The 18,326-nt window shown below is 67.1% G+C and carries 25 protein-coding genes; 19 read left to right on the top strand and 6 right to left on the bottom strand.

All coding sequences use genetic code 11. The annotated features are described in order from the left end of the window. The 4 genes from AAHF99_RS23260 to rpsL all read right to left on the bottom strand — a co-directional run. On the bottom strand, positions 1-301 hold a 301-nt coding region (locus AAHF99_RS23260), incomplete at its 3' end, for a GTP-binding protein (RefSeq protein WP_342166778.1). Positions 302-345: 44 nt separating this feature from the next. Next, the gene (gene fusA, locus AAHF99_RS23255) at positions 346-2,421 is read right to left on the bottom strand and encodes an elongation factor G (protein WP_342166777.1); all 2,076 of its coding nucleotides are present in this window, start codon (positions 2,419-2,421) and stop codon (positions 346-348) included. Positions 2,422-2,451: 30 nt separating this feature from the next. Continuing rightward, positions 2,452-2,922 (bottom strand): 30S ribosomal protein S7, encoded by a 471-nt coding sequence (gene rpsG / locus AAHF99_RS23250; RefSeq protein WP_012319183.1) that lies wholly within the window; start codon positions 2,920-2,922, stop codon positions 2,452-2,454. A 111-nt stretch (positions 2,923-3,033) separates the two neighbouring features. Beyond that, on the bottom strand, positions 3,034-3,405 hold the full coding sequence (rpsL, locus tag AAHF99_RS23245; protein ID WP_007557568.1) for a 30S ribosomal protein S12: 372 nt from the start codon (positions 3,403-3,405) through the stop codon (positions 3,034-3,036). 477 nt (positions 3,406-3,882) lie between these two features. Between rpsL and AAHF99_RS23240 the strand changes: the two genes are divergently transcribed. From AAHF99_RS23240 to AAHF99_RS23175, 14 genes are all read left to right on the top strand, one after another. Next, positions 3,883-4,266 carry a hypothetical protein gene (locus AAHF99_RS23240; protein ID WP_342166776.1) on the top strand — a complete coding sequence of 128 codons (384 nt, stop codon included), beginning with the start codon at positions 3,883-3,885 and terminating at the stop codon, positions 4,264-4,266. A gap of 320 nt (positions 4,267-4,586) precedes the next feature. Continuing rightward, entirely contained in the window at positions 4,587-4,955 is a 369-nt protein-coding gene (gene rplN, locus AAHF99_RS23235; protein WP_010686182.1) for a 50S ribosomal protein L14, read from the top strand. After that, positions 4,955-5,269, top strand: coding sequence for a 50S ribosomal protein L24 (rplX, locus tag AAHF99_RS23230; RefSeq protein ID WP_238248916.1), 315 nt, complete (start codon positions 4,955-4,957; stop codon positions 5,267-5,269). Before rplN ends, rplX begins: the two co-directional genes overlap by 1 nt. Next, positions 5,262-5,828, top strand: coding sequence for a 50S ribosomal protein L5 (rplE, locus tag AAHF99_RS23225; protein WP_243952433.1), 567 nt, complete (start codon positions 5,262-5,264; stop codon positions 5,826-5,828). Before rplX ends, rplE begins: the two co-directional genes overlap by 8 nt. A gap of 40 nt (positions 5,829-5,868) precedes the next feature. Further along, positions 5,869-6,174, top strand: a complete 306-nt coding sequence (gene rpsN / locus AAHF99_RS23220; protein WP_238248918.1) for a 30S ribosomal protein S14 — start codon at positions 5,869-5,871, stop codon at positions 6,172-6,174. Between the two features lie 12 nt (positions 6,175-6,186). Beyond that, positions 6,187-6,582, top strand: a complete 396-nt coding sequence (gene rpsH, locus AAHF99_RS23215; protein ID WP_238248919.1) for a 30S ribosomal protein S8 — start codon at positions 6,187-6,189, stop codon at positions 6,580-6,582. A gap of 22 nt (positions 6,583-6,604) precedes the next feature. Next, positions 6,605-7,138, top strand: coding sequence for a 50S ribosomal protein L6 (gene rplF / locus AAHF99_RS23210; RefSeq protein WP_243952431.1), 534 nt, complete (start codon positions 6,605-6,607; stop codon positions 7,136-7,138). 12 nt (positions 7,139-7,150) lie between these two features. Beyond that, positions 7,151-7,513, top strand: coding sequence for a 50S ribosomal protein L18 (gene rplR, locus AAHF99_RS23205; protein ID WP_243952429.1), 363 nt, complete (start codon positions 7,151-7,153; stop codon positions 7,511-7,513). 83 nt (positions 7,514-7,596) lie between these two features. Then, positions 7,597-8,184 carry a 30S ribosomal protein S5 gene (gene rpsE, locus AAHF99_RS23200; RefSeq protein ID WP_243952427.1) on the top strand — a complete coding sequence of 196 codons (588 nt, stop codon included), beginning with the start codon at positions 7,597-7,599 and terminating at the stop codon, positions 8,182-8,184. An 11-nt stretch (positions 8,185-8,195) separates the two neighbouring features. Continuing rightward, on the top strand, positions 8,196-8,387 hold the full coding sequence (gene rpmD, locus AAHF99_RS23195) for a 50S ribosomal protein L30 (protein ID WP_243952426.1): 192 nt from the start codon (positions 8,196-8,198) through the stop codon (positions 8,385-8,387). A gap of 11 nt (positions 8,388-8,398) precedes the next feature. Continuing rightward, positions 8,399-8,905 carry a 50S ribosomal protein L15 gene (gene rplO / locus AAHF99_RS23190; protein WP_342166775.1) on the top strand — a complete coding sequence of 169 codons (507 nt, stop codon included), beginning with the start codon at positions 8,399-8,401 and terminating at the stop codon, positions 8,903-8,905. A 153-nt stretch (positions 8,906-9,058) separates the two neighbouring features. Next, on the top strand, positions 9,059-10,402 hold the full coding sequence (gene secY, locus AAHF99_RS23185) for a preprotein translocase subunit SecY (RefSeq protein WP_342166774.1): 1,344 nt from the start codon (positions 9,059-9,061) through the stop codon (positions 10,400-10,402). Between the two features lie 158 nt (positions 10,403-10,560). Further along, a complete protein-coding gene (locus AAHF99_RS23180) occupies positions 10,561-11,163 on the top strand; it encodes an adenylate kinase (RefSeq protein WP_342166773.1) in 603 nt (200 codons plus the stop codon). Between the two features lie 70 nt (positions 11,164-11,233). After that, a complete protein-coding gene (locus AAHF99_RS23175; RefSeq protein ID WP_342166772.1) occupies positions 11,234-11,458 on the top strand; it encodes a hypothetical protein in 225 nt (74 codons plus the stop codon). 4 nt (positions 11,459-11,462) lie between these two features. Here the strand turns inward: AAHF99_RS23175 and AAHF99_RS23170 are convergent, their stop codons facing one another. Next, complete coding sequence (locus AAHF99_RS23170) at positions 11,463-11,834, bottom strand: hypothetical protein (RefSeq protein ID WP_342166771.1); 372 nt, start codon at positions 11,832-11,834, stop codon at positions 11,463-11,465. Positions 11,835-12,036: 202 nt separating this feature from the next. Between AAHF99_RS23170 and rpsM the strand changes: the two genes are divergently transcribed. The 5 genes from rpsM (at position 12,037) to rplQ (ending at position 15,486) form a co-directional block, all read left to right on the top strand. Beyond that, a complete protein-coding gene (gene rpsM, locus AAHF99_RS23165) occupies positions 12,037-12,405 on the top strand; it encodes a 30S ribosomal protein S13 (protein ID WP_342166770.1) in 369 nt (122 codons plus the stop codon). Positions 12,406-12,538: 133 nt separating this feature from the next. Beyond that, the gene (gene rpsK, locus AAHF99_RS23160; protein ID WP_010686167.1) at positions 12,539-12,928 is read left to right on the top strand and encodes a 30S ribosomal protein S11; all 390 of its coding nucleotides are present in this window, start codon (positions 12,539-12,541) and stop codon (positions 12,926-12,928) included. Between the two features lie 32 nt (positions 12,929-12,960). After that, on the top strand, positions 12,961-13,833 hold the full coding sequence (locus AAHF99_RS23155; protein ID WP_342166769.1) for an MBL fold metallo-hydrolase: 873 nt from the start codon (positions 12,961-12,963) through the stop codon (positions 13,831-13,833). A gap of 92 nt (positions 13,834-13,925) precedes the next feature. Further along, complete coding sequence (locus tag AAHF99_RS23150) at positions 13,926-14,960, top strand: DNA-directed RNA polymerase subunit alpha (RefSeq protein ID WP_243952413.1); 1,035 nt, start codon at positions 13,926-13,928, stop codon at positions 14,958-14,960. 115 nt (positions 14,961-15,075) lie between these two features. Further along, entirely contained in the window at positions 15,076-15,486 is a 411-nt protein-coding gene (rplQ, locus tag AAHF99_RS23145) for a 50S ribosomal protein L17 (RefSeq protein WP_342166768.1), read from the top strand. Positions 15,487-15,564: 78 nt separating this feature from the next. On the opposite strand, the gene cckA is transcribed toward rplQ, so the two are convergent. Beyond that, positions 15,565-18,273 (bottom strand): cell cycle histidine kinase CckA, encoded by a 2,709-nt coding sequence (gene cckA, locus AAHF99_RS23140; RefSeq protein WP_412759934.1) that lies wholly within the window; start codon positions 18,271-18,273, stop codon positions 15,565-15,567. Positions 18,274-18,326: the final 53 nt, after the last annotated feature.

Below are 18,326 nucleotides of genomic sequence, written 5' to 3'. Positions count from 1 at the left end.
CGTCCATCTGCGCCGCGCCCGTGATCATGTTCTTCACGTAGTCGGCGTGGCCGGGGCAGTCGACGTGCGCGTAGTGGCGGTTCGTGGTCTCGTACTCGACGTGCGCGGTCGAGATCGTGATCCCGCGAGCCTTCTCCTCGGGGGCCTTGTCGATCTGATCGTAGGCCGTGAACGTCGCGCCGCCGGACTCCGCCAGGACCTTCGTGATCGCCGCCGTCAGCGACGTCTTGCCGTGGTCCACGTGCCCGATCGTGCCGATGTTGCAGTGCGGCTTGGTGCGGGAGAACTTTTCCTTGCCCATAAGAGCCTCCTAATTCGAATTGAGGTTGGACGAAGAGATGGAGCTTACGCGTACTTGGCGATGACCTTGTCGGCTTCGCCGCGCGGCACCTCTTCGTAGTGATCGAACTGCATCGTGAAGTTGGCGCGTCCCTGCGAGAAGGAGCGCAGCTGGTTCACGTAGCCGAACATGTTGGCCAGCGGCACCATCGCGTTGATGACGTTGGCGTTGCCGCGCATGTCCTGGCCCTGGATCTGACCACGGCGGGAGTTGAGGTCGCCGATGACCGAACCGGTGTACTCCTCAGGAGACACCACCTCGACCTTCATGACCGGCTCGAGCAGCACCGAGCCGCCCTTCTGAAGGGCTTCACGGAGCGCCGCGCGGGACGCGATCTCGAAGGCCAGGGCCGACGAGTCGACGTCGTGGTAGGCGCCGTCCACCAGCTCCACCTTGATGTCGACCACCGGGAAGCCGGCGAGGATACCGGCGGTGAGGACCGAGTTGAGGCCCTTTTCGACGCCGGGGATGTACTCCTTCGGCACCGCGCCGCCGACGATCTTCGACTCGAAGGCGAAACCGGCGCCCGGCTCGTTCGGCTCGACCACGAACTTCACCCGGGCGAACTGACCGGTACCACCGGTCTGCTTCTTGTGGGTGTAGTCGATCTCGGTCCGACGGGTCAGCTTCTCACGGTAGGCGACCTGCGGCTGGCCGATATTCGCGTCGACCTTGTAGGTGCGGCGCAGGATGTCGACCTTGATGTCCAAGTGGAGCTCGCCCATCCCCTTGAGGATGGTCTGGCCCGACTCCTGGTCCGTCGAAACGCGGAAGGACGGATCCTCCGCGGCAAGCTTGGAGAGCGCGATGCCGAGCTTCTCCTGGTCCGCCTTGGACTTCGGCTCGACGGCGATCTCGATCACCGGCTCGGGGAATTCCATCTTCTCAAGGATGACGGCCTTCTGCGAGTCGCAGAGGGTGTCGCCCGTGCGGGTGTCCTTGAGACCGGCCAGGGCGACGATGTCGCCGGCGAAGGCCTCCTTGACGTCCTCACGGTTGTTCGCGTGCATCAGGAGCATGCGGCCGACACGCTCCTTCTTATCGCGGGTCGAGTTGATGACGTTGGCGCCGGACTCGACCTTGCCCGAATACACGCGGCAGAAGGTGATCGTGCCGACGTGGGGATCGTCCATGATCTTGAAGGCGAGCATGGAGAACGGATCCGAGTCCGTCGGATGGCGAACCACCTCTTCCTCGGTCTTGAAATCGATGCCCTTGATCTCACCGCGATCGGCCGGAGACGGCAGATAGTCCACGACGGCGTCGAGGAGCGGCTGCACGCCCTTGTTCTTGAAGGCCGAGCCGCAGAGCACGGGATGGAACGCGCGGCGCTGCACGGCCGTGCGGACGAGCTTGCGAAGGCCCTCCTCGCTCGGCTCCTGGCCGTCGAGGTAGGCCATCATGGCCTCGTCATCCATCTCCACGCAGGCTTCGACCAGCTTGGCGCGGTACTCGACGGCCTGATCCTGAAGGTCGGCCGGGATCTCTTCCTCGGTGTAGTTGGCGCCGAGCGCCTCACCGGACCACACGATGGCCTTCATCTTGATCAGGTCGATCACACCCTTGAAGGTGCTCTCGGCGCCGATCGGCAGCTGCAGGCACACCGGCTTGCCAGCGACGCGGTCGATGATGTCGGCCACGCACTTAAAGAAGTCGGCGCCGATCTTGTCCATCTTGTTGACGAACACGACGCGCGGCACGTCGTACTTGTCGGCCTGACGCCACACGGTCTCGGTCTGCGGCTCGACGCCCTGGTTGCCGTCGAGGACGCACACCGCGCCGTCGAGCACGCGCAGGGAGCGCTCGACCTCGATGGTGAAGTCCACGTGGCCGGGGGTGTCGATGATGTTCAGGCGCTTCTCGCGCCAGAAGCACGTCGTCGCGGCGGACGTGATCGTGATGCCGCGCTCCTGCTCCTGTTCCATCCAGTCCATGGTGGCGGCGCCCTCATGGACCTCGCCGATCTTATGGGACTTTCCGGTGTAGTAGAGGATCCGCTCCGTGGTCGTGGTCTTGCCGGCATCAATGTGGGCCATGATGCCGAAGTTGCGGTAGTCCTCGATCGCGTGCGTGCGGGGCATCGGACTGCTCCTGAGAGACGGGTGGGCCGCTTACCAGCGGTAGTGCGAGAAGGCGCGGTTGGCTTCCGCCATCCGGTGCGTGTCTTCCCGCTTCTTGACGGCGTTGCCGCGATTGTTCGCGGCGTCGAGCAACTCGGCCGACAGGCGCTCGACCATCGTGCGGTCGTTGCGCGAACGGGCGGCCTGGATGAGCCAGCGGATGGCCAGGGCCTGGCGACGCTCGGTGCGAACCTCGACGGGGACCTGGTAGGTCGCGCCGCCGACGCGGCGGGAGCGGACCTCGATCATCGGGGCGACGTTATCCAGCGCAGCGCGGAACACCTCGATCGGGTTCGCACGGGCGCGGTTCTCGACGATATCGAAGGCGCCGTAGACGATCCGCTCGGCGGTCGACTTCTTACCTTCGTACATGATCGAGTTCATGAACTTCGTCAGCACCACGTCCCCGTACTTCGGGTCCGGGATGATCTCGCGCTTCTCTGCAGAGTGACGACGGGACATTGGCTAAACTTCCAATGAGTAGATTTTAAGCACCTGACGCAGGCCGCCTTGAGCGAAAGGCCGGCGGCATCCTTGTCAGGCAGTGGAAAAGCTGACTGCGATCCGAAGAAATTACTTCGGACGTTTGGCGCCGTACTTCGAACGACGCTGCTTGCGGTTCTTCACGCCCTGCGTATCGAGCACACCGCGCAGGATGTGGTAGCGCACGCCCGGAAGATCCTTCACGCGGCCGCCGCGGATCATCACCACGGAGTGCTCCTGAAGGTTGTGACCCTCGCCGGGGATGTACCCGATGACCTCGAAGCCGTTGGTCAGTCGCACCTTGGCGACCTTACGGAGCGCCGAGTTCGGCTTCTTAGGCGTCGTCGTATAGACGCGGGTGCACACGCCACGCTTCTGCGGGCAAGCGTCCAAAGCAGGAACCTTGTTACGGCTCCGCTGGATCTTCCGCGGCTGGGCGATCAGCTGATTGATCGTCGGCATCCTGTGCCCTCTTCCTCGGTCCCTTCCGAACTGCCGGAGCAGTCCGCAAAACGAATATGCGCCGGAAGGGCCAGTCAAAGCCCCTCGGCGCGGTGTGGGCAGAGGATCGCGCCTGGGAAGGCGCGTTCGTACCTACGGATCTGACTTAAGCGTCAGGCGATTTGAGCCTTCAGGTCGCGTCGGGGGCGAGGACGGCGGTTCGGGTCAAACCCGCAGGCCGTCGGCAGCCGAGTGCCGACCGAAGTGGGGCGCTTCTAGACGCAACACCCGCCCCGGTCAATGCACCGGAACGGGAAAAACGCACCCCAGAGAGCCATTAAAGAAGAGTGACCGCCCTGTGGAGGGCCCTCTTCGTACCGGATCGGGGCAGTGGCGGCGAAACGGGGTCCACGGGGGGTTAATCCGATTCGTCGAATTGTCCGCATCGACGGCGCGCCCGAGGCGAGCGCGCTTGGTGGTGTTCGAGGATAGTCGCGTATGGGTTGCGTCGCAGCGAGCAACGTCGTCCCCTTCCGCCGGGTGTCGGCTCCCCCGCCGATGTCCGAGCGCGAGTCGGGTCTCCGCCGCCGTGGCGAGCAGCGGGTGCTGATGGAGACGGTCTACGCTCTGGGCTCCATGGTTCTCGGCGCGGACGACCGGGAGACGAAGCTCACGGCGTCGCGTCTGCAGGTCTACGGCTTCGTGACCATCGAGGAGTTGGGTGAGGATGGGCGCGGCCGGCGCCTTCGCCCGTCGGAGGCGATTCGCGCGCGGATGGATCGCCCCTGGCGTTTGTCGAAGCCGGCCATGGCCGCCCCGGTGACGATCCCGAGCCTCGACGACTTCCTCTTCGAAAACGAGCACCTCAACCAGCCGGCCTGATTCGCTGCTATTATTTGGTTTCATGCTCCGACGGCGTCGTCTCACCCGAGGCGGCGCCGTCTTGCGTTGGCGTCCCTCGAACTGGGCCTGATTTTGGGCCCCAGCGGTTGCGTTTCCGGCCCGCCCGATGTATGGCCCCGGCCTTCGCGACAATTTGGATGGGCTTCGCGCCCGTTCCACCGCGGTGACCGCGCCGGCGTCCCTGACGCCGACAGCGCGGTCGTTCACATGAGCCGGGGACCACAGATCCCCATCAGGCGTCGTCCGCCGGGCAATACCGCCCGCGTGCGGAAACCCGCCTGAGAGAAGGAGTCACGCACGTGATCCAGATGCAAACGAATCTGGACGTCGCCGACAACTCTGGTGCACGCCGTGTGATGTGCATCAAGGTTCTCGGCGGGTCGAAGCGGAAGTATGCCGGCGTCGGCGACGTGATCGTCGTGTCGGTCAAGGAGGCGATCCCGAGGGGTCGCGTGAAGAAGGGCGACGTCATGAAGGCGGTGGTCGTGCGCACCGCCAAGGACGTGAAGCGCGCCGACGGCTCGGTGATCCGGTTCGACAAGAACGCTGCCGTTCTGATCAACAATCAGAAGGAGCCGATCGGCACCCGTATCTTCGGACCGGTGCCGCGCGAGCTGCGCGCTCGCAACCACATGAAAATCATCTCGCTCGCCCCGGAGGTGCTGTGATGGCTGCCAAGATCCGCAAGGGCGACAAGGTTGTCGTGCTGACGGGCCGTGACGCCGGCCGGTCGGGCGAAGTCATTCAGGTGCTGCCGAAGGAAGGCCGCGCGTTCGTGCGCGGCGTGAACCTCGTCAAGAAGCACCAGAAGCAGTCCCAGAACCAGGAAGGCGGCATCATCTCCAAGGAGGCCGCCATCCAACTTTCGAACATCGCGGTCGCGGATGCCAACGGCAAGCCGACCCGCGTGGGTTTCCGCATCCTCGAAGACGGGCGCAAGGTCCGGTTCGCCAAGAGCACGGGGGATCAGATCGATGGCTGAGGCCGACAAGAACGCGTACGTCCCGCGGCTGCGCAAGCACTATGACGAAGTGGTTCGTCAGAAGCTGATCGAAGAGTTCGGCTACAAGAACCCGATGCAGGTGCCGCAGATCGAGAAGATCGTCATCAACATGGGCGTCGGCGAGTCCACCGCGGACTCGAAGAAGGCCTCGGTGGCGGCTGGCGACCTCGCCCTCATCGCTGGCCAGAAGCCGGTCATCACCCGCGCCCGCAAGGCCATCGCGACCTTCAAGGTCCGCGAGGGCATGCCGATCGGCTGCAAGGTGACGCTGCGCAAACAGCGCATGTACGAGTTCATGGACCGCCTGATCACCATCGCGCTGCCGCGCGTGCGTGACTTCCGCGGCCTGAACCCGCGTTCGTTCGACGGGCGCGGCAACTACGCCCTGGGTCTCAAGGAGCACCTCGTGTTCCCGGAGATCTCCTACGACAAGGCGGAGCAGATGTGGGGCATGGACATCGTCGTGGCGACTTCCGCCCAGACGGATGCCGAGGCCAAGGCACTGCTCGCGGCCTTCCAGTTCCCGTTCCGGCAGTGACGTTCTCGAACGTCATACGCGGACACCGGAGATAGACATCATGTCGAAGAAAAGCTCAGTCGAGAAGAACAACCATCGCAAGGAGCTCGTGAAGCGGTTCGCCGCCAAGCGGAAGGCGCTCCTCGATATCGCCAACAACGAGTCGATCGAGATGCAGGACCGCTTCGAAGCGCGCCTGAAGCTCGCCGAACTGCCGCGGAACTCGTCGGCCACCCGCATCCGCAACCGGTGCGAGATCACCGGCCGGCCGCGGGCCTTCTACCGCAAGATGGGCATCTCGCGCGTCGCGCTGCGGGAGCTCGGCAACCGGGGTCTTATCCCCGGCCTCGTCAAGTCGAGCTGGTAAGGAGGTCCCCACATGGTCAACGATCCCGTGGGTGACATGCTCACCCGTATCCGCAACGGCCAGCTGCGCCGTCGCAACGTCGTCCAGACGCCCGGTTCGAAGCTGCGCGCGAGCGTGCTCAACGTGCTGAAGCGCGAGGGCTACATCCGCGACTTCGCGCAGACCGAGCTGGGCAACGGCCGCTCCGAGTTCGCCATCGAGCTCAAGTACTATGACGGCAAGCCCGTGATCCGTGAGATCAAGCGCGTGTCGAAGCCGGGCCGCCGGGTCTACTCGTCTGTCGGCGAGCTGCCGCGCGTGGCCGACGGCCTCGGCGTCACCATCGTCTCCACCCCGCAGGGCGTCATGGCCGACCACGAGGCGCGTGAGCGCAACGTCGGCGGTGAAGTGCTCTGCACCGTGTTCTGATCGGGACGGAGGAGGACATCCCATGTCTCGCGTAGGCAAGAAGCCGGTTCCCGTTCCGGCGGGCGTCACCGCCACCGTCACGGGCCAGACCGTGAAGATGAAGGGCTCGAAGGGCGAACTGCAGTTCGTCGTTCCCACCCTCGTGAACGTCGCCATGAAGGACGGCGCCATCGAGGTCGAGCCAGTCAACCAGTCGAAGCCCGCCCGGTCCCTCTGGGGTACCTCGCGCGCCCAGATCGCCAACATCGCCACCGGCGTGTCGAACGGCTTCTCCAAGAAGCTCGAGATCACCGGCGTCGGTTACCGTGCCGCCATGGCCGGCAAGGCGCTCAAGCTGTCGCTCGGCTACAGCCACGACATCGAGTACGCCGTGCCGGAGGGCATCACCATCGCCACCCCGAAGCCGACCGAGATCACCATCACCGGCATCGACCGGCAGAAGGTGGGCCAGGTCGCCGCCGAGATCCGCGATTACCGCGGCCCCGAGCCCTACAAGGGCAAGGGCGTTCGGTACGAGGGTGAGTTCATCTTCCGCAAGGAAGGCAAGAAGAAGTAAGGGAGGGCGAAGATGTCTCGTAAGCTCGAAGCCCTCGATCGGCGCAAGGCGCGCGTTCGTCGGGCGATCAAGGCGGCGGCCAACGGCCGTCCGCGTCTCTCGGTGTTCCGTTCGTCGAAGCAGATCTATGCTCAGGTCATCGACGACGTGAAGGGCCAGACCCTGGCCGCCGCGTCCACCATCGACAAGTCGCTCAAGGGCGACCTGAAGACTGGTGCCGATGTCGCCGCCGCGACCGCCGTGGGCAAGCTCCTCGCGGAGCGCGCCAAGGCCGCCGGAGTCACCAAGGTGATCTTCGACCGCTCCGGCTACATCTACCACGGCCGCGTCAAGGCCGTGGCCGAGGCCGCCCGCGAGGGTGGCCTGGAATTCTAAGTGAAATCGTCCCTCCCCCATTCGGGGAGGGACTATCGAGCGAGCGGGTCTCCGGATCCGCGCCAGTGAGATAGGCAAGCATTATGGCACGTGAACGTGAAGGCGGGGGCCGCGGCCGCCGCGATGACCGCGAGGAGCATGACAGCGAGTTCGTGGACAAGCTCGTCCACATCAACCGCGTCGCGAAGGTTGTGAAGGGTGGCCGTCGCTTCGGCTTCGCCGCCCTGGTCGTCGTCGGCGACCAGAAGGGCCGCGTCGGCTTCGGCCACGGCAAGGCCCGTGAGGTGCCGGAGGCCATCCGCAAGGCGACCGAGGCCGCCAAGCGCGGGCTCATCCGCGTGTCCCTCCGCGAGGGCCGCACCCTGCACCACGACGTCAACGGACGTCATGGCGCCGGCAAGGTGATCCTCCGCGCGGCCCCGCAGGGTACCGGCATCATCGCCGGCGGCCCGATGCGCGCCGTGTTCGAGACCCTCGGCATGCAGGACGTCGTGGCCAAGAGCCTCGGCTCCTCGAACCCCTACAACCTCGTTCGTGCGACCTTCGAGGCGCTGAAGAACGAGGACAGCCCGCGCGCCGTGGCGGCTCGCCGGGGCCTCAAGGTGTCCGCGCTTCAGTCGCGCCGCCGCGATGCCGATCCGGCCGATACGTCCGAAGCTGCGGTCGCGTAAGGGAGGATGGCATGGCTGACAACACCAAGACCGTCCGCATCGAGCAGATCGGCTCGCCGATCCGCCGCGAGGCCAGCCAGCGCGCGACGCTGATCGGCCTCAAGCTGAACAAGCTGCACCGGGTCGCCGAGCTTGAGGACACCCCGGCCGTCCGCGGCATGATCCGCAAGGTGAATCACCTTGTGCGCGTCCTCGAAGCCTGAGGAGGCGACCGATGAAGCTTAACCAGATCAGCGACAATCCCGGCGCCACCAAGGACCGGATGCGTGTCGGCCGGGGCATAGGCTCCGGCAAGGGCAAGACCGCCGGACGCGGCGTGAAGGGTCAGAAGGCCCGGACCGGCGTGGCCATCAAGGGCTTCGAGGGCGGCCAGATGCCGCTTCACCGTCGCCTGCCGAAGCGCGGCTTCAACAACATCCACGCGGCGGACCTGAACGAGGTGAACCTCGGCCGGATCCAGGCCGCCGTGGATACGGGGCAGCTCGAGGCCGGCGCGACCATCACGGTCGAGACCCTCGTCGCCGCCGGCATCCTCGCCCGTCCCCGCGACGGCGTGAAGCTGCTGGGCGTCGGCGAGCTGACCTCGAAGCTCAGCTTCGAAGTCACCCGCGCCTCCAAGTCGGCCGTCGAGGCCGTCGAGAAGGCCGGCGGCTCGGTCAGCGTGGTCTACGCCTCCGGCGTCTCGACCCGCGGCAAGGCCGAGGCCGAGGCGACCGCCTGAGGCAGACGGCGGCCGCGCGACACGTTGCGCGGCGCGTCCCCGGCCTTTAAGTCGGAGACCATCGAGCGGCGGCCCCACGCGACCTCGCGCGGGCCGCCGCTTTTTTCGTTTCATCCGGGCACTCGCCCGGCGACACGCGTAGGACGCGACGCTATGGCCTCAGCCGCCGAGCAGCTTGCCGCCAATCTCAACTTCGGCGCGATCGCCAAGGCCGATGAGCTGAAGAAGCGCATTTGGTTCACGATCGGCGCGCTGATCGTCTTCCGGCTCGGCACCTACGTGCCGATCCCCGGCATCGATCCGGAGCAGTTCGCGCGGAACTTCCAGCAGCAATCGGGCGGCGTGCTCGGGCTGTTCAACATGTTCTCCGGCGGTGCCGTCGAGCGCATGGCGATCTTCGCGCTCAACATCATGCCGTACATCTCGGCCTCCATCATCGTGCAGCTCCTCACCTCGGTCATCCCGAGCCTGGAAGCGCTGAAGAAGGAAGGCGAGTCCGGCCGCAAGGTAATCAACCAGTACACCCGCTACCTCACGGTGGTGCTGGCCCTGGTGCAGTCCTGGGGCATCGCGGTGGGCCTGCAGGGCTCCTCGGCGGCGATCGATCCGGGGCCGTTCTTCCTCGCCTCGACGGTCATCACCCTGACCGGCGGCACCCTGTTCCTGATGTGGCTCGGTGAGCAGATCACCTCGCGCGGCATCGGCAACGGCTCCTCGCTCATCATCTTCGCGGGTATCGTCGCGCACCTTCCGGTGACGATCATCGGCGCCCTGGAGCTCGGCCGGACTGGCGCCCTCTCGCCGGTCATCATCCTCGGCGTGGCCGTGGCCGCCGTCGCCCTCGTCTACTTCATCGTGTTCATGGAGCGGGCCCAGCGCCGCATCCTGATCAATTACCCGAAGCGTCAGGTCGGTAACCGCATGTACGAGGGCCAGACCTCGTTCCTGCCGCTGAAGCTCAACACGTCGGGCGTCATCCCGCCGATCTTCGCCTCGTCGCTGTTGCTGCTGCCGGCCACTGCCGCCAGCTTCTCGGCGAACAACGGCAGCGGCTGGCTCGGTGCGGTCACGGCCTATCTCGGCCACGGCACGCCGCTGTTCATGGCGCTCTACGCGGCCCTGATCATCTTCTTCACGTTCTTCTACACGGCCGTCGTCTTCAACCCGCAGGAGACTGCCGACAACCTGAAGAAGCATGGCGGCTTCATCCCCGGCATCCGTCCGGGCGAGCGCACCGCGGCCTTCCTCGACAAGGTGCTGACTCGCATCACGGTGATCGGCGCCCTGTACCTGACCTTCGTGTGCCTGTGCCCGGAGATCCTGTCCTCCTACGCCTCCGCGAGCCTGGGTTTCGGCGGCACCTCCCTGCTGATCCTCGTGACGGTGACGATGGACACCGTGGCGCAGATCCACGGGCACCTGATGGCGCACCAGTACGAGGGCCTCGTGAAGCGCGCGAAGCTCCGGGGTGCGTCGGCCGGCCAGCGCCGCCGCTGAACGGCGACAGAAGCGCGGAAATGAGCGAAGTCCGCCCAAAGGCGGGCTATCGCCGTCCGCGCAAGGCGCTAGAAACAGACCCCAAGGGGGCGATGCCCGGGCTGGCGTCGTCGAATGGATCCGGAGCCCGGGAAAGCGGGCCCTAAGAGGACAACGCCATGCGCATCATTCTGCTCGGACCGCCCGGTGCGGGGAAGGGCACGCAATCCGAGCGGATCGTGAAGAAGTACGGCATCCCGCAGCTCTCGACCGGCGACATGCTCCGCGCCGCCGTGGCGGCCGGCACGCCCGTCGGGCTGCAGGCCAAGGCCGTGATGGAATCGGGCGGGCTCGTCTCGGACGAGATCGTCGTCGGCATCGTCGCCGACCGGATCGAGCAGGCCGACGCCAAGCCGGGCTTCATCCTCGATGGCTTCCCCCGCACCGTCGCCCAGGCCGAAGCGTTGGGCAAGATGCTGGCCGGCAAGGGTCTCGAGCTCTCGTCCGTCATCGAGCTGAAGGTCGATGAGGACGCCCTGGTCGGCCGTATCGCCAACCGTGCCGCCGAGGCCGCCGCCCGCGGCGAGGCCGTGCGCAAGGACGACACGCCGGAAGTGTTCAAGCAGCGCCTGGAGGCCTACCGGGCCCAGACGGCGCCGCTCTCGGCCTATTACGACAAGCTCGGCATGCTGAAGACCGTCGACGGCATGAAGCCCATCGACTCGGTCACGGAGGATCTGACGGGAATCCTGGAACCGCACCGGGAGCGCATCGCCTCCTGAGGCGTTGGGCGGGTCATCCGAGGGGCGTTCGCCAGCCGGCGAGCGCCCCTTTCCTTGTCCGGAAGCACCGATGATCGCCCGCCTGACCCTGGCCGCCGCCCTCCTCGTCGCCGGGGGCGCCCTCCCCGCCGCCGCGCAGAGCCCGGCCCAATCCTTCGTCTACGGCCAGAAGCAGTTCCGAAACGCCTGCCGGCCGCCGCTGAAATACGCCGCCGGCGCCTGCGTCCGGCGCTGCCCAGGGGGCTATCGCGACGAAGGCCGCACCTGCCGCCTGTCCAACCAGCGGATGCGCTGACCCGTCAGGGCCGGGTGCGCGCGGCCTCGGCCGCGCGGCTCGGCCCGAAGAAGTTGAGGATGTCCATCGAGAGGGAGCGACGGCCGAATCGGCGTAAGGGGTGTTCCTCGTGGTCCCCCGACCGCAATTCGATCATCGCCGTCATCGGGTTGTAGCGGAAGGCCACCCGCTCGCCGCCGAACGCGGCCCAAAGCGTCCCGCCCGCCCCGTCATCGCCATCCCGGAGACTCACGCTCTCCGGCTCCGCCACGGCGAGGATCCCGCCCACCACCGCGAGCAGGATGGGGACGACCTCCTCGGCGTTCGGCTCGGCGGCCTGCATCACGCCGGCCACGTAGCGCCTGAGGGTATCGCCGTGATGCGTCGCCTGCGTCATCGCTTTTTGTTCCCATAAGATTGACAGGCCGCCTCGCGCGGAGTAGCAGACCCCCCTTCGTCCAACCGAACGATGGTCCGAGGTGCCTTGAAGAGGGGCCGCCACGGGCCGCGTCGTCGTTGCACGCGCGCAGGGGCCGGCCTCCACCGGACGCGCGCGAAACCCGAGCCCGGCACCGCCGGGCCTTACATGGAGTGAGACCGTGGCCCGTATCGCAGGCGTCAACATCCCGACTGGCAAGCGCGTCGTCATTGCGCTTCAGTACATTCACGGCATCGGCCCCAAGAAGGCTGAAGAGATCACCGGCAAGGTGGGCATCCCCGCCGAGCGTCGCGTCAACGAACTGACCGACGCCGAGGTTCTCTCGATCCGTGAAGCCATCGACCGCGACTACATCGTGGAAGGCGACCTGCGTCGCGAGATCTCGATGAACATCAAGCGGCTGATGGACCTCGGCTGCTACCGTGGCCTGCGTCACCGCAAGCAGCTGCCCGTGCACGGCCAGCGGACCCACACCAACGCCCGCACCCGCAAGGGCAAGGCGAAGCCGATCGCCGGCAAGAAGAAGTAATCCTTTCGGATCGGGAGGCCGGGCTTGGCTCGGCCTCCTTCCGTTGCGCCGGCCCCGCCGCGCGACACCATCCCCAAGAAGAATCCCGAGCGCCTGGTATTACGGGCGTGCCTGAAGGAAGAGTGGAAGTCAGATGGCCAAGGAACCGCAACGCGTTCGTCGTCGTGAACGCAAGAACATCGTGTCGGGCGTCGCCCATGTGAACGCCTCGTTCAACAACACGATGATCACCATCACCGACGCCCAGGGCAACACCATCTCGTGGTCGTCCGCCGGCGCGATGGGCTTCAAGGGCTCGCGCAAGTCGACGCCCTACGCCGCCCAGGTCGCCGCTGAAGACGCCGGCCGCAAGGCCGCCGAGCACGGCATGCGCACCCTCGAGGTCGAGGTGTCGGGCCCCGGCTCCGGCCGTGAGTCCGCGCTCCGCGCCCTCCAGGCCGCGGGCTTCACCGTGACCTCGATCCGCGACGTCACCTCGATCCCGCACAACGGCTGCCGTCCGCGCAAGCGTCGTCGCGTCTGATCGACCATCCTTCGGCGAAAAGGGAGAAGCTTATGGCGGGATCGAAGCCACTGCCCGGCGTGCTGCGTTGGAACCTCGGCGACCTCACCGTCACCGCGCTCAACGACGGCTGGTTCCAGGCGAGCCTCGATCTCGTCACGGGCATCGACAAGGGGGAGGCGGCGCGCCTGCAGCGGGCCGGCTTCCGCACCGAGCAGCCGAAGATCACCCTGAACGCCTTCCTGATCACCGGGCCCGGCCGCAAGCCGGTCCTGGTCGATACCGGCTACGGCGCCCTGGCGCCGGTCGAGACAATGGGACGCCTGGGCGCCGCTCTGGCGACCACCGGCGTCGCGCCCGAGGACGTGGAGACGGTGCTGATCACGCACCTGCATCCCGACCATTGCGGCGGTCTCGCCCAGGACGGCAAGGCCGTCTATTCGAATGCCGAGATCGTCGTGCATTCGGACGAGGCGGCGTTCTGGCTTCCCGACGAGGCGCTGTCGAAGGCGCCGCAGGATGCCAAATCGTATTTCGAGGGCGCGCGGAATGCCGTGGCGCCCTATGCCGGCCGGATGCGCGAGCATCGCGGCGGCGAGGTGCTTCCCGGCATCGAGGCGGTCCATCTCCCCGGCCATACGCCGGGGCATTGCGGTTTCCGCGTGTCGTCGGGCTCCGAGTCGCTGCTGATCTGGACCGATGTGGTCCATCTGCCGGCGATCCAGTTCAAGAACCCCGATGCGGGCGTCGGCTTCGACGTGGACGGCGATCAGGCCCGGGAGACGCGCAAGCGGATCATGGATCAGGCGGCGTCGGAGCGGAGCTTCATCGCCGGCTGTCACCTGGAATTCCCAGCCCTCGGCTACGTCGATCGCGACGGGGCCGGGTACAGCTTCGTCCCGGCCCTTTGGGTCGGCGGCGAGTGAGTTCAGATAGATGAATCGAGACCGGGCGGTGTGCCAGGGGGCGCCCCCACCCGGCCGGAACGTGGGTACCGGACGATGCGGACCCGCGAGGCGTGAGAGGTAGGACCGTGGTCATTCAGAAGAATTGGCAGGAACTCATCAAGCCGAACAAGCTGCAGGTCTCGACGGGCGATGACCCCAAGCGGATCGCGACGGTCGTCGCCGAGCCGCTCGAGCGCGGCTTCGGCACGACCCTGGGCAACGCCCTGCGGCGCGTTCTGCTGTCCTCGCTCCAGGGCGCGGCGGTGACGTCGGTGCAGATCGACGGCGTGCTGCACGAGTTCTCGTCCATCCCCGGCGTCCGCGAGGACGTGACCGACATCGTCCTGAACATCAAGACGATCGCCATCCGCTCGCAGACCGACGCCCCCAAGCGCATGACCCTGCGCAAGACCGGCCCCGGCACGGTGACGGCGGGCGACATCGGCACGGTCGGCGACATCCAGATCCTCAACCCCGAGCTCGTCATCTGCACGCTGGATGACGGCGCCGAGATCCGCATGGAGTTCACGGTCTCGACCGGCAAGGGCTACGTCCCCGCCGAGCGCAACCGCCCCGAGGACGCGCCGATCGGCCTGATTCCGGTGGACTCGCTGTTCTCCCCGGTGACGAAGGTCAGCTACCGCGTCGAGACCACCCGCGAGGGCCAGGATCTCGACAAGGACAAGCTGACCATGACGGTCGAGACCAACGGCGCCGTGAGCCCCGAGGATGCGCTGGCCTATGCTGCCCGCATCATCCAGGACCAGCTCCAGGTGTTCGTGAACTTCGAGGATCCGCGCAAGGAAGAGGCCGCGCCGCTCACGCCGCAGCTGCCCTTCAACCCGGCGCTGCTCAAGAAGGTGGACGAGCTGGAGCTGTCGGTCCGTTCGGCGAACTGCCTGAAGAACGACAACATCGTCTACATCGGCGACCTCATCCAGAAGTCGGAGGGCGAGATGCTGCGCACCCCGAACTTCGGCCGCAAGTCGCTCAACGAGATCAAGGAAGTGCTGGCCGGCATGGGCCTGCACCTCGGCATGGATGTCCCCGGCTGGCCGCCGGAGAACATCGAGGACCTCGCCAAGCGCTTCGAAGAGCATTACTGAGCGCGGCAACGAATAGCGAAGCGGAAGCGGGCGGGCCGGACGGCCCCCCGCTTTCTCTGCGCTCAACAGGCGGCCGACCCTTGGCACGGCGGTCGCGAACAACAGGAGAGCCACCATGCGTCACGGTTACCGCGGTCGTCGTTTCAACCGCACCGCCGAGCATCGCCAGGCGATGTTCGCCAACATGTCCGCCGCGCTGATCAAGCACGAGCAGATCGTCACCACCCTGCCGAAGGCGAAGGACCTGCGTCCGGTCGTCGAGAAGCTGATCACGCTGGCCCGCACCGACAGCGTGCACGCCCGCCGCCTCGCCATGTCGAAGCTGCGCGACGCCGACATGGTCAAGAAGCTCTTCTCGGTGCTGGGCCCGCGCTACCAGGGTCGTCCGGGTGGCTACTGCCGCATCATGAAGGCCGGCTTCCGCCAGGGCGACAACGCCCCGCTCGCCGTGATCGAGTTCGTGGATCGCGACGTCGATGCGCGCGGCAAGGATTCCGGCCCGTCGCAGATCGCCGACGCCGCCTGAGGCATTCGCCGTTCCATGAAAAAGGCCGCCCCGGTTCGTCCGGGGCGGCCTTTTTCGTTGGGGCGGTGAAGCGGTGCCTCAATCCGCCATCGTCTTCTTCACGGTCTCGACGAGCTGCTTCAGGCTGAAGGGCTTCGGCAGGAAGTTGAAGGCTTCGCCCTCCGGCAGGTTCTTGCGGAAGGCATCCTCGGCATAGCCCGAGACGAAGATCACCTTCAGGTGCGGCTGGTGCTTGCGCACCTCGCGAAGCAGGGAGGGGCCGTCCATTTCCGGCATCACCACGTCGGAGACCACGAGGTCGATGGGCTGCTCGCCGTCGCGGACGATGGCGAGCGCTTCCAGGCCGGAGGCCGCTTCCAGCACCGTGTAGCCCCGCGCCGAGAGGGCGCGGCTGTTCACGGCCCGCACCGGATCCTCGTCCTCCACGAGGAGGATCACGCCCTGGCCGGTATGGTCCGTCGCCGGGCGGCGGGGCGCCGGGGGCGGCTCGGCCGCCTTGGTGCCGGCATCCTGCGACCGGCCGTCGGCCAGGGCCGGCGCCTCTGTCGGGGCAACCTCGGGGACGGGGATGTGGCGGGGCAGGTAGATCTTGAACGCCGTGCCCCGGCCCACGGTCGATTGCACATCGATGGTGCCGCCGGATTGCTTGACGATGCCGAACACCGTCGAGAGGCCGAGGCCCGTGCCCTTGCCGATCTCCTTCGTGGTGAAGAACGGCTCGAAGATCTTCTCCATCAGCTCGGCCGGGATGCCCTGGCCGGTGTCGCAGACCTCGATGAGGACGTGATCCCCGGCGGGCGGGCCGCCGCGCCCGTCGGTCGCCGCCTGCGGGCCGGGATCGACCACGTTCTCCGTGCGGATCGTCAGCTTGCCGCCGTCCGGCATCGCGTCGCGGGCGTTCACCGCGAGGTTCACGATCACCTGCTCGAACTGGTTCACGTCGGCCTTCACCGGCCAGACGTCGCGCCCGTGCTTCAGTTCGAGGGTGACGCGCTCGCCGAGGAGGCGCTTCAGCAGCAGGGTGAGTTCGGACAGGCTCTCGCCGACATTCATCACCTCCGGCCGCAGGGTCTGCCGCCGCGAGAACGCCAGGAGCTGGCGGACGAGGCCCGCCGCCCGGTTGGCGTTCTGCTTGATCTGCATGATGTCCTGGAAGGCCGGATCGTTCGGCCGGTGGCTCGCCAGGAGCAGATCGGAATAGCCGATGATCGCCTGCAGGACGTTGTTGAAGTCGTGAGCGATGCCGCCGGCCAACTGGCCGACTGCGTTCATCTTCTGCGCCTGCGCGACCTGCTGCTCCAGCTGGCGCTGGGCCGTCGTGTCGAGGGCGTAGAGGATCACGCGTTCGGCTTCGTCCGCCTGCTCGCCCTCGTTGCCGCCATCGGCCGGGCTCAGCCAGAGCCGCGCCGAACGTCCGCCCGGCCCCTGCAACAGCACCTCGATGGGCTCGGCCTCGGTGATGCCGCTGGCCGCGCGGTTGAGGCCGGCTTCCAAAGCCGTCCGGTCCACGACCGAATCGTTGAGGTTCGGCTCGGCACGGGTGCCGCCCTCCCCGTCCAGTTCCGCCTCGTCGGAGGTGAGCGGCGCGGTGCCGAACAGCCGCGTGAACGAGGCGTTGGCGCGGGCGATCCGGCCGTTGCGGTCGAGCGTCGCGATGGCGATGGGCGAGTTGTTGAGGAAGCGGGCGAGGCGCACTTCGGCGGCGCGCTGCGGCTCGTCCGCGTCGGCACCGGCCGAGCGGTTGATGACGAAGGTGCGCGAGGCGCCGGGCTTGCCGTCCTTGCCGAAGGCGACCCGGTGGTAGAGGCGCACGGGCACCGTGTGTCCGTTGCGGCGGCGCAGATCGAGGTCGAACCGGTCGGTGCGGACCTCACCGGGCAGCCCGGCGGTGCGAATCAGGACGTCGGCGCTGGGGGCGATCTCGGTCAGGTGCAGCCCGCCCGAGCCGACGCTGGCGAGGTCGTAGCCGAGCCACGCGGCGAGCGTGGCGTTCATGTAGACGATGGTGCCCGTGGGGCTGATCGACAGGAAGCCCGCCGGAGCGTGGTCGAGATAGTCGATGGCGTGCTGCAGTTCCTGGAAGACGTTCTCCTGCCGCTCGCGCTCCGCCGTCACATCAGCGACGGTCCAGAGGGAGGCGGCCCGGCGCGGGCGCGGCAGGGGCCGCACCGAGACACGGTACCAGCCGAAATCACGCTCGCCGGTCAGGCCGGCCACCTGCCCGAGGGGGGGCGCCATGCGCATCTCCTCGGTGTGCGGGCGTCCATCGCGGGCGGCCTGGGAGAGGCGGTAGACCGCCTCCGACACCTCCGGCGAGCCGACGAAGATCCGCTCCACGGGGGCGAGGTTCGTGAAGCTGTCGCCCCCGGCGAGGCGCAGGTACGAGGCGTTGGCGTAGATGAGCCTTCCGCCATCCTCCACCACGAGGGCACCGTCGGGCCCGCCATCCACGATGGCGCGGGTGATGTCGTCGCGGGCATTGCTGCCGGAGAGCTGGATCGCGCCGATGGCGAGGGCGAAGAGGAAGAACACGCCGGCCATGGCGAGCAGCGCCAGCAGCCACACGATGAGCGCCTGCGCCTGTTCGTTGGCGACGAAGGACAGGCCGATCGCCGCGCCGACCAGGAGCCCCGCGAGCATCAGGAGCAGGCCGACGCGGCCGGGCTGCTCCGAACGGTCGATGGACCCGTTCACCGGCGGCTGAACCGCCAGGATCTCGGACGCGCTCTCCGGCCTCGCCGGGTCTGCCTTCAAAGTCGGGGCCGGGGATCCGGTCACGTCGGCCATCGGGGTCTTTCCAGAAACGGGCTCCGGTTTGGCCCGCGGTCCGCCCCACGGCA

This window comes from Methylobacterium litchii (genome assembly GCF_038442315.1).
GTDB lineage: Bacteria > Pseudomonadota > Alphaproteobacteria > Rhizobiales > Beijerinckiaceae > Methylobacterium > Methylobacterium litchii.
Note: the sequence above shows the minus strand (reverse complement) of the source record. Positions and strands in the feature narration are given on the sequence as shown.

Coding starts and splice junctions, on each gene's coding strand:
- rpmD (WP_243952426.1), top strand. CDS start 8,196: ATGGCTGACAACACCAAGACCGTCCGCATCGAGCAGATCGGCTCGCCG.
- rplQ (WP_342166768.1), top strand. CDS start 15,076: ATGCGTCACGGTTACCGCGGTCGTCGTTTCAACCGCACCGCCGAGCAT.
- rpsE (WP_243952427.1), top strand. CDS start 7,597: ATGGCACGTGAACGTGAAGGCGGGGGCCGCGGCCGCCGCGATGACCGC.
- cckA (WP_412759934.1), bottom strand. CDS start 18,273: ATGGCCGACGTGACCGGATCCCCGGCCCCGACTTTGAAGGCAGACCCG.
- rpsN (WP_238248918.1), top strand. CDS start 5,869: ATGTCGAAGAAAAGCTCAGTCGAGAAGAACAACCATCGCAAGGAGCTC.
- rpsK (WP_010686167.1), top strand. CDS start 12,539: ATGGCCAAGGAACCGCAACGCGTTCGTCGTCGTGAACGCAAGAACATC.
- rplO (WP_342166775.1), top strand. CDS start 8,399: ATGAAGCTTAACCAGATCAGCGACAATCCCGGCGCCACCAAGGACCGG.
- AAHF99_RS23180 (WP_342166773.1), top strand. CDS start 10,561: ATGCGCATCATTCTGCTCGGACCGCCCGGTGCGGGGAAGGGCACGCAA.
- fusA (WP_342166777.1), bottom strand. CDS start 2,421: ATGCCCCGCACGCACGCGATCGAGGACTACCGCAACTTCGGCATCATG.
- secY (WP_342166774.1), top strand. CDS start 9,059: ATGGCCTCAGCCGCCGAGCAGCTTGCCGCCAATCTCAACTTCGGCGCG.
- AAHF99_RS23240 (WP_342166776.1), top strand. CDS start 3,883: ATGGGTTGCGTCGCAGCGAGCAACGTCGTCCCCTTCCGCCGGGTGTCG.
- rpsG (WP_012319183.1), bottom strand. CDS start 2,922: ATGTCCCGTCGTCACTCTGCAGAGAAGCGCGAGATCATCCCGGACCCG.
- rplR (WP_243952429.1), top strand. CDS start 7,151: ATGTCTCGTAAGCTCGAAGCCCTCGATCGGCGCAAGGCGCGCGTTCGT.
- rplF (WP_243952431.1), top strand. CDS start 6,605: ATGTCTCGCGTAGGCAAGAAGCCGGTTCCCGTTCCGGCGGGCGTCACC.
- rplX (WP_238248916.1), top strand. CDS start 4,955: ATGGCTGCCAAGATCCGCAAGGGCGACAAGGTTGTCGTGCTGACGGGC.
- AAHF99_RS23175 (WP_342166772.1), top strand. CDS start 11,234: ATGATCGCCCGCCTGACCCTGGCCGCCGCCCTCCTCGTCGCCGGGGGC.
- rpsH (WP_238248919.1), top strand. CDS start 6,187: ATGGTCAACGATCCCGTGGGTGACATGCTCACCCGTATCCGCAACGGC.
- AAHF99_RS23170 (WP_342166771.1), bottom strand. CDS start 11,834: ATGACGCAGGCGACGCATCACGGCGATACCCTCAGGCGCTACGTGGCC.
- rpsL (WP_007557568.1), bottom strand. CDS start 3,405: ATGCCGACGATCAATCAGCTGATCGCCCAGCCGCGGAAGATCCAGCGG.
- AAHF99_RS23155 (WP_342166769.1), top strand. CDS start 12,961: ATGGCGGGATCGAAGCCACTGCCCGGCGTGCTGCGTTGGAACCTCGGC.
- rplE (WP_243952433.1), top strand. CDS start 5,262: ATGGCTGAGGCCGACAAGAACGCGTACGTCCCGCGGCTGCGCAAGCAC.